Below are 16,766 nucleotides of genomic sequence, written 5' to 3' on the forward strand. Positions count from 1 at the left end.
AAAGAGTAATTAATGATCAATTTTGTAAAATATAAAAAAAACATACCCCATAAAACACATCGTTTTCAATCAAAGCACTTAGTTAAATGAGGTATATTCAAATTTTATTAGGTCAATTTCAAGTTTTACAAATTATTTTTTTGCTTCTTTTCTAATTGTTCCAATTTTCTTATCACTTCTTGTGTCTCTACCGTTTTCATTCCTTATGGTTCCTGGTGGTAACCCTCTAGATTTTTCTACATTCCCAACTCTAGCATCAGATCGAATCTTTCTAACCATTATATTCCTCCTCTCTTTTTGATATTAGTAAAAACAATGAACCATTTTATAAATCAAAACTTGAAATCAAAGCCTAATTACTGTGATTAAACGTTAATATGTACTACATTGTTTTAAACAATCTAAATTTCCTTTCTGTTTAACATCCAAGCAAATATATATTATACGTCAGAATACTATCAAGTACTGGCCTGTTAAAACATAACAGCAATCAAGATTAGTGTCAGTTGATTGAATACACAAAGGGCTAGCATTCACTAAAAGACACGTTTCTAAGTAATATGTAAATTGTGTTTTAAGAATGTTGTGTAAAGGCAGTCAATTATAACTACACAATTCCGTCATCTTTCTATTAAATGAGTATCCTTTTGTTTTTTGTATTCGCTAAGATTACTGGCGGTTCTTTTTTGATGGTTTTTCGCTTCTTCGATAATTACCATTTATGAATCACTGAATACAATAACGTGCTTGATAGAAATTGATTTAAACGCTTAAAGGTTATTATTTACTACCTACACATGCATAATAAAATTAAAGTCTCACTTACGTTAGTCTTTTCAAATATTAATTTACAACCTATTATTCATTATCTTTAATAATATGATTTGTAGTAAATATTGATAAAACAGCAAATATCGGAGCAATCCCATAGTAAACAAACATTAATGTTTCAGCATTTCTTGCCATATAAAGTACAGCAACAATGATAGTCAATAAGATACCCAATACTAATTCAATAAACAGATAATATATCTTATCCAAGTTATGATTATTCTTTTTATTTAAATATGATATGAATATACTAAGCTCAATCGGCAACATTAAAATTAACGGAACAATTAAAGAGATATTCATTTTTAATTTTGAAATTACATAATGTTGGTAATAGATTTCTTTTTTAGAGTTAATCCATGCTTCATAAAAATTATCCATTTGATTTTTATAATTGAACCAAAAAAATAGTATAACCGAAAAGACACTTATTACAATTCCTAGTATGATTAACTTGTATTTATGTTTTGTTTTCATCATTTATTTCCACCTTGTATCCTGATAGATTTTCAACATCAATCTCTGACATTACAGCAACTTGTCCATATTCTTCACCTTCATGTTATTCATAATCCTAGGACATTCCACAGAATATTCTCAGTCAATCTGAAATGCATACTATTCCTTGACGTAGTTTACAATAATTCTAATATGAGTCCATTATATCATAAAAAGTAAATAAAAAAATGCATTATCATAATTGTAAATATTTACATAATTTTAATGTCTATAGATTTTTTCTTTACTTGTTATCATTTGAAGTAATTTTGATGTTTCTTTGTATACATAGAATAGACAAAAAAATGCACAACACCTTGTGAGTGTTATGCATTTGATTATAGATTTAATTAAGCACCAAAGACTAAGTTATCGATGGTTACACGGCAAGTTGCACTTGTACCTACACCATAGAATCTGAATTCTGATGCAGAATCGAAATCACCTGAGAATGATGTGTAAGAAGCGTTTTCGACTTCACCTAAGAAATCAACAACAACAACCCATTCATCGCCAACTTTAGCTTGGAATTGTAATACAGAGATTGTACCAACGTTATCTTCATCATTAGGACTCCAAATAGAAGCTTCGAAAGAAACGCTTGTTGCAGCTACAGTACCAAGGCTAAATGTTACTGTACCTGTTTTGTCAGTTGTATTTTTGTAAGGAGCTAATACTAGGAATGCACCCATAACGTCATGTGGAGCAAATGTAGATGTCGTTACTTGACCACCATCAGTAGTAAATACGATTGTATTTCCGCTTACTGAATCAACTACGTTTTTAGTTCCAACATATCCCTCTTGTTTTGATGTACCGAAGTCGAATGAAGCTGCGACATTTGATACACCAACTACTACGTTAAACTCTTTAGTTTGAGTTACTTCATTTAATTTGATTGTTGCAGTTAATTTAACTGTTACAGTGCCTTCAGCAGGAGCCACAACAACACCAGCAGCTGAAATTACTGCTTCGTTATCCGATGCCCAAGAGATTGTTGATCCTTTAGCACCTAACACTGGTAATGTGATGTTGCCTGATGCTTCAACTTTAGAAACAACTTCTAATGCTAATGCGTCAGCTGTTACTTTCATTTCGTCTGTTTCAACAGCAAATTCAACTACGGTTGAATCTGTGAAGTATAAGAATGCACCTGATGATGACCATGCAAGTGGTGTTGTGATTGAAACAACCGCATCTTTGACCATTGCTTTTAAATCAGCATCTGCTTCAGCAGATAATGTTACTCTTGAATCCCATTTAATCATAGCGGTATTTGTACCATCAGATAATGTGATTTCATAGTTGCCATAGTTTGCCGTATTGACGTTTGTAACTGTTAAATCTTCTAATGTCACTAATGAACCAACGTGATCTTGTAAATCAGTTTGCCCTAATGTAACAACAACAGCTTCAACAGCAACTGTACCTTCAACAGCAACTAATCTAGTTGCTGCAATTTGGTGTAAGCCACTACGTAAGTCTTTAGACCCTTCAACTTCTACCATCTTACCTACGTTAGCTTTTAATGTTGCAAGCATTGCTGCATCACTTGTATAAACAGCAATACCAGCAGTTTCGTCTTGAATGAAGTATGTTCTGTAGTATTCAGAAGAAGTAACCATACCTCTAACTAGGACTACGTCACCTGTAGCAGCTGCTGCAGCAGTATCGATTTTAGCTAATACTGGTTGACCTAAAACAAATGTAAATTCTTTTGTATCTTCCACTGCACCACTTGTAATGGTTGCAACGACAGTCGTTTTAACTTGACCAGTTGTAGGCATTGATACGGCACCAGTTTCTAAGTTAACTAATGCGTTATCGACGTCTTCAGCATTTTTAAATGACCATGCAATTGAAGAACCGAACGTACCTTCTGAAGGAAGAACTACTGTACCAGCTTCAATGAATGACGTGGTAATTGATAGATTTTTTTCATCAAATTCAACTTTTTCAGCGTCTGTTAATACTCTTGTTTCAAATGTTAAGATTGATAATGAGTACACAGGTACTGATCCATCACCAATTGCTGGAGCTACAGCTCTAGAGTCTCTTAATTCTCTAATAACAGCAGTAGCGGTAATTTCAATACCATCAAGTAAGGTTAATGCTGCGTGATTTAACCCTTTATAATAGCTTAGTACAAAGCCAGCGTCATTTGAAGCAGAATTTGGATCAACTAAGGTTGTTTGGTAGTTAGCACCACCAGTAAAGTCTGCTCTGTGTACAACTTTAGCAGAGAAGCTTACGACTTGATACGATGCGTTATCTAATTTTTGAGCAGTAATCGCCTCAGCGTTACCATCGATACTTAACATATCAAAGTCAGCAAGGTTGCCTTCAACAGCAACGACTTCATTGCCTGTTGTTGTGTTTGTCCAAGTCACTTCTTTTAATTGATAAGCATCGAAATAAACATCTACTTTAGCAGTAACTGTCCCTTTTAGACCAACTTCGATTGATGGACCTGGGGTTCCAAAGACTAACATTGAAGTGACACCATCACTGACATAGTAAGCGTCTTGGTCAAGACCAACAACGACTAAGTCATTGATTGTAACGTCCGTATCTTTAGCTACTTTTTCATCTCTAAGTTTGCTTAACGTCATTGTTTCAGTCAATGGCATTTCTAGGATTGTGATTGAGAATTTCTTCGTCTTAGATAGTTTTTCTAATGTGACGGTTGCAGTTAATTCAATTTCTTTATTACCTTGTCCATTTTCAGGTCTAGTAACTTTAATAATTGCACCTGTTTCACTAGCAACAACCGCTGCGTAATTGGTGTCGCTTGAAGTCCAAGCAGCTTTAGCGCCGCCTCTAAGTGTTGTGTTGACTGAAAAGTCAGTGATAACCTTATCAGCATCTTCGTTTGTCACGATGTTTAATGCTTGATAGGCTTCGTCAAAAGCCTTTTGGTTTGGATCGGTTTTTTCACCACAAGCCGCAAGTCCTAGGACTAACGCGAGGGCAAATACAAAATACAATGCTTTTTTCATTTCTTCCTCCTATATTGTTTGAATCTATCTGTGAATCATTAATACACGGAAATTAGTATCTTGCTTCGTCGTATGCATCATCAAATGCATCGTCTACACTCTTCGTATTACCAAATACGACAGTGAAGATGTTACCGACTTCGTCTCTAACCTTAGATGAGTTAGGGAATACAACTGAAGTGAACATGTAGCTTGATTGGACTTTACCAACGTTTGCAACGTCAATAAAGACTTGAGTTCTTGCACTTGGATTTGCTTGTCCAACGTAGTCTTTGTAGACTTGTACGTCATACGCACTTGTTCTTACTGGTGAATAACCAGTTGCAACACTCCAACGTGCGGTTTGTTCTGCTGCTGTGATGTATTTTAAGAATAACCATGCAGCGATGTTTTCTTGAACATTTGATTTTCTAAATAAGTTGATGTTTGGTCCTTGTTGGATAACAGCTTTATTATTTAAGTCAAATTGTGGAATTGGTGCAACTCCAACTTCAAATTCGTTGTTACCAGGGATATTGTGGCCAGTACCACCAGTTGAACCAATTGACATAAATAAGTTGCCTGCTTTAAACATATCTGAGGTGTATCGTCCACCTAACATGTCTTTAGTTGTGAATAAGCCAGCTTCGTACATTTCATCAAAGTAACGAACCATGTCTTTTGCATCGTCATTGTTGAATAAAATCTTACCATTGCCTTGATCATCTACTGATGTGTAAGGAATGTTTTTTTGTTCAGAAGCGGTAATGAATAAGTTATCGCCAGCGTCATAGCCAAACGGTGTCTTTGTTGGATCAATTGTCTTAATTTGTTGTGACACTGTTTTAACTTCGTCCCAAGTGGTTGGAACCGTTAAATTGTTTGTATCAAAGAAAGTTTTGTTATAGAACATCACTTCAGTTGATTTTAAGAATGGTAAGTTTAGAATAGAACCTCTATTGTCATAAACTTGGCCTTCTGCCCAATAACCAGGAATGAAATCAGCAATGTCTTCTTCAGATAATGCAATTTCAGCATTTTTATTATTGATTAAGTTATTTAAAGGTAACACTTGTCCAGATTGAATGTAACCGGCAACGTGGTCTGGGTAACTGTAAGCCATGGTTGGTTCGTTACCAGCAGGTAGTGCGTTGTCGATTGCTTTTCTAAGTTCTGTATACCCACCTTTTTGTTCGTGAACGATTGTTACGTTAGGGTATAAGACCTTAAATTCTTGAATGAACAAGTCAAGTAGTGCTTGTTGACCTTCTGAAGGATCCTTTGTTTTAGCCATTGTGTGCCAAAATACGACAGTCACAGGGGTTTCTTTGTCAAATTCTAAATCATCAGAAATGACATCCCAATCGATGGTATAACTTGTTGCTTTTTTACAACCAGCTAGCCCAATTGCAGTGACTGCTAGAAGAAAAACTACAAATAATTTTTTCATTTATTTCTGCTCCTTTTTCCTTTTTATTATCCTTTAATACCACTTCTTGATACACCACGCATAATGTATTTTCTAAACACAATGAATGTGATCAATAATGGTAGGGTAACCAATACGGTTGCTGCCATTTGTAACTGGAATTCGGTACGGCCGGTGTCGCTATTTGTAAATGCGTTACGTAGACCGTTTGTCACTAATTGGAAGTCTTGTGAGGCAACTAAGTTTGGCCACACATAGGAGTTCCATGCACCCATTAATTTTAGGATGACGATTGTAATAATACTTTGTTTAGCAAGTGGTACCATGACTTTCCATAAATACTTCCAGTCAGAAGTCCCATCGACTTTAGCTGCGTAATATAATTCACTTGGGACTTGTTTAAATGTTTGTCTAAGTAGATAAACGTGGAACACAGAAACAAGGAAAGGAATAATCATCGCGTAGTATGGACCGTAAGGCACTCTTGAACCAAGCGCAGTATCAACCCAACCTAAGTTTGATACGGTGATATAGTTTGTAATAACCATCATTTCACCAGGAATCATCATGGTTGCAAGTAATACTGTAAATACAACTTCTCTACCTTTGAAATTTAATCTTGCTAGCGGATAAGCTAAGAAGATTGAAGCAAACGTACCTAAGACGGTTGAACCAACCGCAACGATAATTGTATTTAAGAAGTATCTTGTTAGATTTGCTCTTTCTAAAGCTTCTGCGAAGTTGCCCCACATTAACTGTCTTGGGAATAACGTTGGTGGGTAAAAATCCACCTCGGTTGCACTCTTTAATGCTGTGTTTAACATCCAATAGAATGGAATTAACATAAAGATTGCAAATACCGTTAAAAACGTATAAGTTACTATCTTAACAACGATGCGTTGAACGCGTTGTTTTCTTAATATTTCTTCTGTGTGCGTTTCTTTACCATATGTATTGTTCATTACGCCACCTCCTAGTAATGCACGCGTTTCTTACTGAGTTGTAAGTTGATCGCTGTGAAGATCAAAATAATCACAAGTAAGACAACGGCTGCTGCTGCGCCTCTAGAATAAGATTGAATGCTTGTTTCACTTAATTGGGCGTAAATAAATCCTACGATGGTTTGAACGTCCTTGGTTCTTGACCATTCACCACCGAAGATACCAACCACTGAATCGTATGTTTTAAATGCGCCAATTAATGACGTAATTAAAATATAAGCAATCATTGGTGATAATAACGGTAAGGTAATTTTTCTAAAGACTCTTCCTCTAGGGGTTGCGTCAATTTTAGCTGCGTCATAGTATTGTTTACCAATGTTTTGTAAACCACCAATAAAGACTAAAATCTTAAACGCTAGTGAATCCCAGATGATGTAGGTTTGAAGAACGAACATCTTTCTGAAATATGATGACATATAGACACCGTCGTCTAAGTTAATCCAGTTAATCTTGTCAATGCCAAAGATGTTTAACATCCCATTAACTAACCCTGTGTTTACGTTAAATAAAACCGCAAATACCATCCCAATCGCGATAGCGTTGGTGACGTAAGGTAAGAAGAAGATGGTTTGGAAAATCTTTTGAAGCGGCTTAATTGAGTTTAATGCAACTGCAATAAATAGCGCTAATAAGGTTGATAGTGGTACCGAGATAAACACAATCAACAAGGTGTTTTTTAACGTTTGAATAAACGGCTTATAGGCGAAAATATCGCGATACGCTTGGAACCCAAAATTATAGGAGAACGCGTCTTGATATTTATTGTATCCATAGTCAAATGAGATAAATAACGTTTTAAACAAAGGATAGAATGTAAAAACCGTCATTAACCCAATTGGGATTAACATATAGAGCCATGCGTGATAATTTTTCTTATCTTCTAACATAGCCTATATCACCCTTTCACCTGAAATTTTTCTAAATACGAACACTTTCTTTAGATTTAAATCAAAATTCATCTTCTCTGGTGTAATCTCAGCAAGATCTCTAATGATAATTCTAAATGATTCATTTAAGCTTTCAGGGTGTGCACAAACAAGTCCGATGTCTCTTCCGATGGATTCAACAAAGTTATAAGCAATCACAAGTTTTGCTTGTTTTGAATCTTTCACAGGAATGTAAGCTTCTGGTCTAATACCAACCGTAACGCCTTCATCTTCTTTTAGATTGAATCCTTCAACGGAACGAATTTCACTGTTACCGATGAATAATTTACCATTCTTAATGACACCTTCATATAAGTTGATTGGTGGCGTACCTAAGAACTGTGCAACGAATTGATTTGTCGGGTTATCATAAACACTTTGTGGTTCACCTTTTTGTTGTTCAAGACCAAAGTTCATTACCACGATTTCATCTGAAATTGACATCGCTTCTTCTTGGTCATGAGTAACGAAAATGGTTGTAATACCTGTTTCTCTTTGAATACGTTTAATTTCTTCACGTGTTTGAAGACGTAAACGAGCATCCAAGTTCGATAGTGGTTCATCTAGTAACAACACCTTAGGTTTTTTAACAATCGCACGAGCAATTGCAACACGTTGTTGTTGTCCACCAGATAGTTGCGCAGGTTTACGATCAAGAAGTTCTTCGATACCGACTAATTTTGCCATCTCGACGGTTCTTTGTTCCGCTTCTTCTTTATCAACCCTTAAATTCTCTAGAGGGAACATGATGTTTTGTCTAACGGTCATGTGTGGGTATAGTGCGTAGTTTTGGAACACTAATCCAATGCCTCTTTTTTCTGGAGCAACTTCAGTGACTTCTTCATCACCAAAGAAAATCTTACCGCCTGTTGGGGTATGTAAACCAGCAATCATATAAAGCGTTGTTGACTTACCGCAGCCTGATGGTCCTAGTAAACCGATCAGTTTGCCGTTTGGGATGGTGATATCTAAGTTATCAACCGCCCTTACTTCTTTACCAGATTTATCAGAAAAAATCTTGGTCAAATTTTGTAATTTAATCTCCATTACATTTTCCTCCGTATAAGTAATGTATTTATAAATACATTTTACTATCTATTGCACAAAAAGACAAAACTAACTAACAAAACTATCGCCATAGACATTAAAAAAATCACGACTATCTAACAAAAGACGGTTGTGATTTATGTGTATAGTAAAACAAACACGAGAGTGTCCTCGCTATTTTCAGTTGTATTTGAACTAGAATTTGTAACCTGACATGTGTTGCAATTATATTTGTTCATCTAATCACCTGTGCACTATTATTATAACGCTTACGTGGTATTAATTCAACTTAAAAAACAAGATATTACAAAATCTTTTCAATTGGATTCTAATTAAAAGAAAATGGAACCCTTTATCTATGATAAGGATTCCAATATTATTTTACTATTTGATATTCAAAACACGATAAAAAATGAAATTAAGACACTAAGAAATTCCCGTAGCCGTTGTTTTTAACTCTCTTAAAGAAAACAACTGCCATGATAACCGCTAAAATTGCCGTTGATGTATTAGAGACAAACATCGCCACACCGATTGAATGATGCCCTAAATCGGTATATCGTGAAAGTAACCATAGCGCTGGAATTCGAAACACAAATAACCGAGCAATATTCATCAAAAGTGTCACTTTTGTCAGTCTAAATCCATAAAACATGCCAAGCGTAATCGCCACAATCGCACTTGTAAGCTTCGAGAATATTTCCCACCTAAATAAGTCAATAACGATTTGGATGTATTCTTTACTTGATTCACTATTTACTAACATTCCAATGATAAAATCTCTAAATAAGAAGGAATATGCGATGGTAATTACCGCAATAATGCCAGAAAACATTAAAGCAATTGGATAGGCTTTCATCGCACGATTCACTTGATTATTTCCCGCATTTTGTGACACAATCGTTGGGATGGATTCTTCAAAGCTATTTGCTAATGCCGCCCCACCTGAACCAATCTTCATTGCCACACTAAACCCAGAGACCACTTGTGTCCCAAAAGTTGCTGCGATACTATTAACGATGACCTTACCAAAGCTAAATATAAACTTACCTACGAAAATCGGAAATGAAAGCTTTAATATAGGTAGAACTACTTCTTTTTTTAATCGTATTTCAGATAACTTGATTTGAAATGTGTTCTTTTTATTAAACAAGATCGCAAAAGCAATTAGCGTTAATATCCCTTGCGCAATCATTGTCGCAAAACTAACCCAAATGATTCCCTTACCTAATCCATAAACAAACAAAGCGGTTAATCCAATTTTAATGATCATCATCACAATATTCAAATACAAAATCTTTTGCGTATTACCTTTGGCTTTTTCTAATCCAATAAACACGCTATTAATTGTAATAAATGCGGTTGTGAAAATTTGGACGATAAAATAGCCTAATCCAGTATCAATGACGTCCTTCGGTGTTCTTAAAAGCACCAAAAGAGGTCTTGCTAGTGGGACTAGTAATACAATGACACCGATGCTAATGAAAACCGCCAGGAAAAACACGGTTGAAGCGTTTTTCTTGGCCTCATCAATCTTCGATGCACCAATCAACCTAGCCACAATTACGGCACCACCAGATGCGATACCCGCACCAAATGCTGTAATCATGCTTTGAATCTCTGAGAAGATTGCGACGCTTGCAACTTCTGTATTTCCAATATGGGCAACCATCACCATGTCGATAAACCCATAAAGATGATTGAATAACGCATAAATTGCTAGCGGGTAAGTAATATATAATATGACTTTCCATAGCTCTTCAGTTAAAATATAACTCCTTAATTTACTCTCCCTTAACGATAAACTTGCCAATGTACTTTTCCCCTATCTATAAACTTGATTAAAACTCTGCGTGTTTTGGTGTTCTAGGAAATGGTATCACGTCTCTAATGTTTTCCACCCCTGAAAGATACATTAATAAACGTTCAAATCCCATACCATAACCTGCGTGTACACAACCGCCATAACGACGTAGATCCACGTACCAATCGAGTTCTTCTTTTGGTACGCCCATTTCGTCCATGCGTTTAATTAGATAATCAAGGCGTTCTTCTCTTTGCGAACCACCGATTAACTCACCACTACCTGGAACAAGTAAATCTACCGCCGCAACCGTTTGGTTGTCGTCGTTTAATCTCATATAGAAAGCTTTTATGTCTTTTGGCCAGTCTGTAACAAATACTGGCGATTTAAAATGTTCTTCTGTTAAATATTTCTCGTGCTCAGTTGCAAGGTCTTGACCAAACTCTGGTTTGTTTTCAAATTTCTTTTTTGAGTCAATCAATACTTGAATGGCGTCTTTATGTGTGATTCGATAAAATTTAGAATCGACTAGTTTTTCTAACTTTTGTCTTAATCCTTTTTCGACAAATTGATCGAAGAAGTCAATTTCTTCAGGCATTTGATTAAGGACGTCTTTAACCACGTACTTCACCATTTGTTCAGCAACTGCCATGTTGCCCTCTAAATCACAAAACGCCATTTCTGGTTCAATCATCCAAAACTCGGATGCGTGTCTTTGTGTGTTCGAGTTTTCTGCTCTAAAGGTTGGACCGAACGTATAAACGTTTCTAAAAGCCAAGGCATAAGCTTCTGCCTCTAACTGACCAGTTACAGTCAGGTTCGTACGTCTTGCGAAAAAGTCTTTTTTATAATCGATGTTGCCTTCCTCATCCTTTGGTGTTTTTTCCAATGGTAGTGTTGTTACTTGAAACATTTGCCCAGCACCTTCACCATCGTTTGCTGTAATCAACGGTGTATGAACATAGACAAACCCTTGTTCTTGGAAAAACTTATGAATTGAGAAAGCAGCAACGCTTCTTAAGCGAAAAACCGCATTAAATAAATTGGTCCTTGGTCTTAAATGCGCCACTTCTCTTAAAAACTCTCTGGTGTGTCTTTTTGGTTGAATTGGGAAGTCCTCTGGACTATCGCCAAGTAAGACAACGCTCGTTGCCTTAACTTCAAATGGTTGTTTCATGTTAGGTGTTAGCACTAATGTCCCAACGACTTCGATCGAAGAACCCACCCTTATTTTTTGAACGTCTTTAAAGTTTTCAAGGGCTTCTTCATAAACCACTTGTAAGTTCATTAAGGTTGTTCCGTCATTCATATTTAAGAACCCAAATTCCTTTTGAGCACGGTTTGTGCGTACCCACCCGGCAAGTTTGACTTGTTTTTGATCGTATGATTCTTTTTTAATTGCTAATTCTTTTACTGTTTGCATATTATTGCCTCTTCTCTAATAGTTCTTCATAAATACGTTTTAACTCTTTACCGATGATTGGTAAATCCTTTTGTTTTACATCTTCATATGCTCTATTGGTCACTTCATCTAGATCCATCGAAAGCATCGCCTGAATTTGTTTTATAAACCCTTCATTTGAAGATGCTTTAAACAGGGTCTTTCCATGTTCGAATGATTCGTAAATCGGAATATCTCTGATGAGCAGAGGTAGTTTCGAAGCCATTGCCTCTAATAGCACAATCCCTTCGGTTTCTTCGTAACTTGGGAAAAACATTAAATTCGCACTGGTAAGCGCGCCTTTGATTACGTCACCTTTGATGTAACCTGGTAGGATAACGTTATCTGATTTATTGCTAATGGCGTCTTTTATCTTTTTCGTTTGAAGTGATTTCGCTAAATTCCCAAACCAAATGAATTTGATTTGTGGAAACGATTTTGCGACCTCGATAAAATCATGAAGCCCTTTTCTTTCAAACAATAAACCAATGCCAATGACTACTTTATCCTGTTCTTTTAGATCGAAATAGTCTCGAAACGCTTTTTCGCTTATTGGGTTTGGTTGATATGCATTAATATCGATGCCATTTGATAAAACAACAATCGGACAATTCACATACCCATAACTAGTAATCAATCCTTTAGCGTACTCGGTCGGTGTAATTATTAAATCCGCATTTGAGTACATCCGTTCAAGGTTTTTATAAAAATACGACTTCATTACGTTTGAAAAATTAAATGAATTTAAAAAATCTTCCTTAGTTGAGTGACCATGAACAATCACTGGAATGTTATTTTTCTTACACTTTTTTAAGAAAACGTACGAATCTTTGAATATCGTATTAAAATGAACCACATCAAATGGCTCATCCTTATCGGTTACTACGTTGACTTGATTTAATTGTAGGGCTTTTGTTTGTTGTTCGTAAGCTCTGCCAATGCCACTCTTTTTAAAGAGTTTCTGCATGCTTTTGTATAATAATACTCTCATTACACTCACATCCTAAACTCTATTATATCAATTATTTAGTAAAAAAACGATAGTAATCGTTCGTTATTGGTATATTTTTGATAGTATTGTACTCATATTCTTAACAAATGATAATAAAAAAAAAAAATTCGTTTAAAATAGGAATATAATAAACGAATTTGTTTTTTTTCTATTATTTAATGATATTGATTGTCACTGGTGTAACGAATAACTCTTCTTTGTCTGCGTACATTAAACCTTTAATGACGCAATACAAATACAAGATTACAAGAACTAACCATGAAAGTCCAAGTACCAAAGGCCCAACAAATGGGATGAAAGCAAGAATAAACGCACCTACCCATAAGGCAACAACAATGATAAAGAAACTAATTTGTGTGTTCAGTAATACTCTAAATGCGTCATGAAGCCAAGCGTCTTTCTTTTCGTAATACAAATACCCAGAAAGTGATGCAATCAAACCAAGCACTGGAACAAACATCGTTGCCCACCCAATGACTAAAGCGGTTCTACGATCTAAATTAAAGTCTGCCATCTATTTTCCTCCTAGCCTATATAATAGACGTGTTTCACGTTTTGTCTATCCGTGGTGACGAAGTAGGCAATGTACGTGTCTTTTGATAATATCATATCATTAATTGTCACTGCAAATCCATCCTTATTAAATTTATATTTTTGATTACCCTGTGAATCATTAATTTTTTCAATGGATCTTGTCACCAAATCGGTGCAATAATAACGATTCTTCGTATTTAAAACAAATAGGAAGTTGTACTGTGCTTTTTGTTCGGTAAGCGAACGTAAATTACTTACAACGGCTTGGTTGTCTTCTAAAGTAGATTCTTTGACCCTCAAACCAATCCATTCTTTTCGGTAGTAATTACCATAGGTGCGATACCCAGGATCTGTTTCATCACGATGGTTGGGATCAAGCCAATAGTTCCTGACATTATCCATCGCATGCGTGTTTTCGCCACCGTTAATCAAGACATCTAAGAACTTTTCATTTGCGCCAGGTATGCCTATGGTTTCAAATAAACGATTATTTTCATCCACATACGCGGCATGACCACCAAAATAGAAACTAACAAACTGATGGACACCAGGATAGAGTGCTAAAGGCGAGGTTTGTGTGACAAAAATATCACCAATTGCCCCTGGACGATTTAAGTTCCCTTGATAAAAAGGGTCTCTTACGTATTCTTCAGGATAATATGTTTCACGTGAAACTTTGTAGTATTTGATTAAATCAGTACTTATATCTTCTTGCAGTACTCCTTTCGATGTAAATTCTTTTACTTCTCTTCGAATAATGATGTGTTCGCCTACGGTTTGTCCGGTTAGAAAGATAAAGAAACCCGCCACCAGAACTAAAATTCTAACTATAATCTTTTTCATGGCTTAATTATATCATAAGCCTTCAAAAAGATAAAAAAAATAAGACCAAATGGCCTTACTTCTTTCTAGGTTTAACGATAATCGCACGATTTTCGCCTTCACCTTGTGATTCTGTATAGACATCGCGCCATTCAGCAAGCTTTGTGTGAATGATACGACGTTCGTATGAGTTCATTGGATCTAATCGAACTTCGATGCGAGATCTAGCGACATCTTTTGCAATTTTAGTTGCTAAGATCTCAAGTTGTCTCTTGCGATTTTCTTTATAACCACCAATATCAAGAGAAACCGTTAGTTTATCCTCGGTGAAGTTATGTAAATAGACTTTTAGTAAGGTTTGGAATGCTTCTAAAGTTCTACCTTCTCTACCGATTAAGAGTGCATTTTCCGCACTGTGGATGCTATATACGATGTATTTACCATCTTCAAGTGTTCTAAATTCAGTCTTGACTTCGATTTCTAATGCTTGAAATAACTTTTCAAGATATTTTTTTCCTTCAAGTGCTAGGTTGATTTCTAAAACTGCTTCATAAAACGTTGTAGAACCGATCCCTAAGATACCTTTTTTCTCTCTTGTAACTGTTAATTTAATATATTCTAGGGGCATTTTTAAAAGTTCAACGGCTTTAACTTGTGCATCTGCTAAGGTTTTTGCTTCAAATTCAACTTTTTTTGTCATATACTATCCCACCAAATCTTTATTTTTCATTGCATAATACTTACGTTCGTTTATTACTCTGTTAATCATGTTTTGACCAATTGAATATAGGTTACCTACGACCCAATAAAGTGCCAACGAGTTCGAACCTAATGAGATACTGAACATCATGATTACCATGAAGTATTGCATATATTTCATCATTTTCGCACTTTGTTCTGCTTGTGCTGATTGAGGACCGTGTGCTGCTGTATTTTTTGCATACGATGGTTTCTTTTGTGCCAAGTGGTTTAAGAAGAACATTGTTCCCGCAACGATAATGGCTAAAATCCAGCCAGCGATATCGCCATCTTGACCTAAAATAAGACCGAAATTACCTGACTTAGCTAAGTCTATGCCTAGAAACTTCATGTTTTGAACTTTGTCGGCATACATCCCGCCTTCAATCCAAATACGTTGTACGACTTGATACATCGCTAAGAAGATTGGCATCTGTAAAAATGGCATCAAACACCCAAAGAAATTGATGCCGTATTTTTTATATACCGCCATTAATTCCATTTGCATTTTTTGTTGAGATTCTGGATCTTTTCTTGTTGCGTATTTTGCCTGAATACGATTCATTTCAGGCTGAGCTACAGCCATTTTGATGCTTAAGTCATTACTTTTAGCATAAATTGGCCATGCAATTGTACGTACAATGATTGTTGTAATGATAATACCGATCGCAAAGCTATTATTAAATAACCCTGAGAAAAATTGCATCACCCAAGCAACAGGCAATACTAAGATTCGTTCAAAGAATCCGATATCGCCAGATTTGATTGGTGCTGTTACATCACCACTACATCCAGATAAGACAACGAGTAATCCAATCATAACAAAAAGAGTAAATACTTTTTTATAATTTTTCATTCTGTTGCTCCATCTTTTTTATTTTATTAATTTTTCTTTGAATACTGCTTTTCATTTCATCAAACTTGAGACCGTTGGCCTCTTTTTTTACAACAATTATATAATCAAAAGAAGGTATGTCTTTTTCTTGTGAAACAATCATTCGTAATTGTCGTTTAATCTTGTTTCTTTGTACCGCATTGCCGTATTTTCTGCCAATCGAAATGGCCATTCTCATGTGATTATGATCATTCGATTTGTAATAGAGCACAAAATATTTGTCGCCAATGGATTTTCTATATCTAATAATTGCATCGATTTCGATATTTTTTTTAATTCGATATACCTTTTTCATGAATGTGTTATTTTAAAAAGAAAAAGGACTACAGTGAAAAAAAATGTGTTTGTACATTATTTTAATCGAGTAGTCCTAGTTATTTTAAAATAATTAAATTATTAAACCGTTAATGATGCGCGGCCTTTAGCTCTACGACGTGCAAGAACGGCTCTGCCGCCCACGGTTGCCATTCTAGCTCTAAACCCGTGTGTCTTTTGACGTTTAAGTTTACTTGGTTGATATGTTCTTTTCATGTAAATAAACCACCTTTCTCACGAAACCATGCGTTACTATTATATATATTCAATTTGTAAAAGTCAACCATTAATTCATCGATTCTAACTTTTATAAAATCTTTCTTGTTAAGTTTCTTAAAATTTGGGAAAAATGTGGAAAACTTTTACCCACATAAAGGCCATTTGTGGGAATCTTTGAAACTCAATGAAAACTGATAACAAAGCCATGAAGTGTCTGTGTTTTGTCCACAATCGTATGTGGAGAAGTCAGTATCGCTTATAGTTTCCCACATTTTG

General features: G+C 35.5%; 16 protein-coding genes. All 16 read right to left on the reverse strand.

Annotated features, from left to right (window positions below; genetic code table 11):
* Positions 1 to 132 precede the first annotated feature (132 nt).
* The 16 genes from BN853_RS09010 to rpmH all read right to left on the reverse strand — a co-directional run bounded on the left by BN853_RS09010 (position 133) and on the right by rpmH (position 16,487).
* A complete protein-coding gene (locus tag BN853_RS09010) occupies positions 133 to 279 on the reverse strand; it encodes a hypothetical protein (protein WP_030005560.1) in 147 nt (48 codons plus the stop codon).
* Between the two features lie 579 nt (positions 280 to 858).
* Entirely contained in the window at positions 859 to 1,311 is a 453-nt protein-coding gene (locus BN853_RS08645) for a hypothetical protein (RefSeq protein WP_030005561.1), read from the reverse strand.
* Positions 1,312 to 1,679: 368 nt separating this feature from the next.
* The gene (locus BN853_RS08650) at positions 1,680 to 4,328 is read right to left on the reverse strand and encodes an immunoglobulin-like domain-containing protein (RefSeq protein WP_030005562.1); all 2,649 of its coding nucleotides are present in this window, start codon (positions 4,326 to 4,328) and stop codon (positions 1,680 to 1,682) included.
* Between the two features lie 52 nt (positions 4,329 to 4,380).
* Positions 4,381 to 5,757, reverse strand: coding sequence for an extracellular solute-binding protein (locus tag BN853_RS08655; protein ID WP_030005563.1), 1,377 nt, complete (start codon positions 5,755 to 5,757; stop codon positions 4,381 to 4,383).
* 26 nt (positions 5,758 to 5,783) lie between these two features.
* Positions 5,784 to 6,698, reverse strand: a complete 915-nt coding sequence (locus tag BN853_RS08660; protein WP_030005564.1) for a carbohydrate ABC transporter permease — start codon at positions 6,696 to 6,698, stop codon at positions 5,784 to 5,786.
* Between the two features lie 11 nt (positions 6,699 to 6,709).
* Positions 6,710 to 7,624 (reverse strand): carbohydrate ABC transporter permease, encoded by a 915-nt coding sequence (locus tag BN853_RS08665; RefSeq protein ID WP_030005565.1) that lies wholly within the window; start codon positions 7,622 to 7,624, stop codon positions 6,710 to 6,712.
* 3 nt (positions 7,625 to 7,627) lie between these two features.
* A complete protein-coding gene (locus tag BN853_RS08670) occupies positions 7,628 to 8,710 on the reverse strand; it encodes an ABC transporter ATP-binding protein (protein WP_030005566.1) in 1,083 nt (360 codons plus the stop codon).
* Positions 8,711 to 9,128: 418 nt separating this feature from the next.
* Positions 9,129 to 10,523: an MATE family efflux transporter gene (locus BN853_RS08675; RefSeq protein ID WP_030005567.1), complete on the reverse strand. Its 1,395-nt coding sequence runs from the start codon at positions 10,521 to 10,523 to the stop codon at positions 9,129 to 9,131.
* A gap of 28 nt (positions 10,524 to 10,551) precedes the next feature.
* Entirely contained in the window at positions 10,552 to 11,937 is a 1,386-nt protein-coding gene (gene asnS, locus BN853_RS08680) for an asparagine--tRNA ligase (RefSeq protein ID WP_030005568.1), read from the reverse strand.
* A 1-nt stretch (position 11,938) separates the two neighbouring features.
* Complete coding sequence (locus BN853_RS08685; RefSeq protein WP_030005569.1) at positions 11,939 to 12,946, reverse strand: glycosyltransferase family 4 protein; 1,008 nt, start codon at positions 12,944 to 12,946, stop codon at positions 11,939 to 11,941.
* A gap of 172 nt (positions 12,947 to 13,118) precedes the next feature.
* Complete coding sequence (locus BN853_RS08690) at positions 13,119 to 13,481, reverse strand: magnetosome magnetite crystal formation protein family (RefSeq protein ID WP_030005570.1); 363 nt, start codon at positions 13,479 to 13,481, stop codon at positions 13,119 to 13,121.
* 11 nt (positions 13,482 to 13,492) lie between these two features.
* Entirely contained in the window at positions 13,493 to 14,344 is an 852-nt protein-coding gene (locus BN853_RS08695; RefSeq protein WP_030005571.1) for a hypothetical protein, read from the reverse strand.
* A 55-nt stretch (positions 14,345 to 14,399) separates the two neighbouring features.
* Positions 14,400 to 15,023 carry an RNA-binding cell elongation regulator Jag/EloR gene (gene jag / locus BN853_RS08700; RefSeq protein ID WP_030005572.1) on the reverse strand — a complete coding sequence of 208 codons (624 nt, stop codon included), beginning with the start codon at positions 15,021 to 15,023 and terminating at the stop codon, positions 14,400 to 14,402.
* A gap of 3 nt (positions 15,024 to 15,026) precedes the next feature.
* Complete coding sequence (locus BN853_RS08705; RefSeq protein WP_052591410.1) at positions 15,027 to 15,917, reverse strand: YidC/Oxa1 family membrane protein insertase; 891 nt, start codon at positions 15,915 to 15,917, stop codon at positions 15,027 to 15,029.
* Positions 15,904 to 16,251 (reverse strand): ribonuclease P protein component, encoded by a 348-nt coding sequence (gene rnpA / locus BN853_RS08710; RefSeq protein ID WP_030005574.1) that lies wholly within the window; start codon positions 16,249 to 16,251, stop codon positions 15,904 to 15,906. The genes BN853_RS08705 and rnpA overlap by 14 nt, the downstream gene beginning before the upstream one ends.
* A 101-nt stretch (positions 16,252 to 16,352) precedes the next feature.
* Entirely contained in the window at positions 16,353 to 16,487 is a 135-nt protein-coding gene (rpmH, locus tag BN853_RS08715; protein WP_030005575.1) for a 50S ribosomal protein L34, read from the reverse strand.
* Positions 16,488 to 16,766: the final 279 nt, after the last annotated feature.

The sequence above is a fragment of the Paracholeplasma brassicae genome (genome assembly GCF_000967915.1).
GTDB lineage: Bacteria > Bacillota_I > Bacilli_A > Acholeplasmatales > UBA5453 > Paracholeplasma > Paracholeplasma brassicae.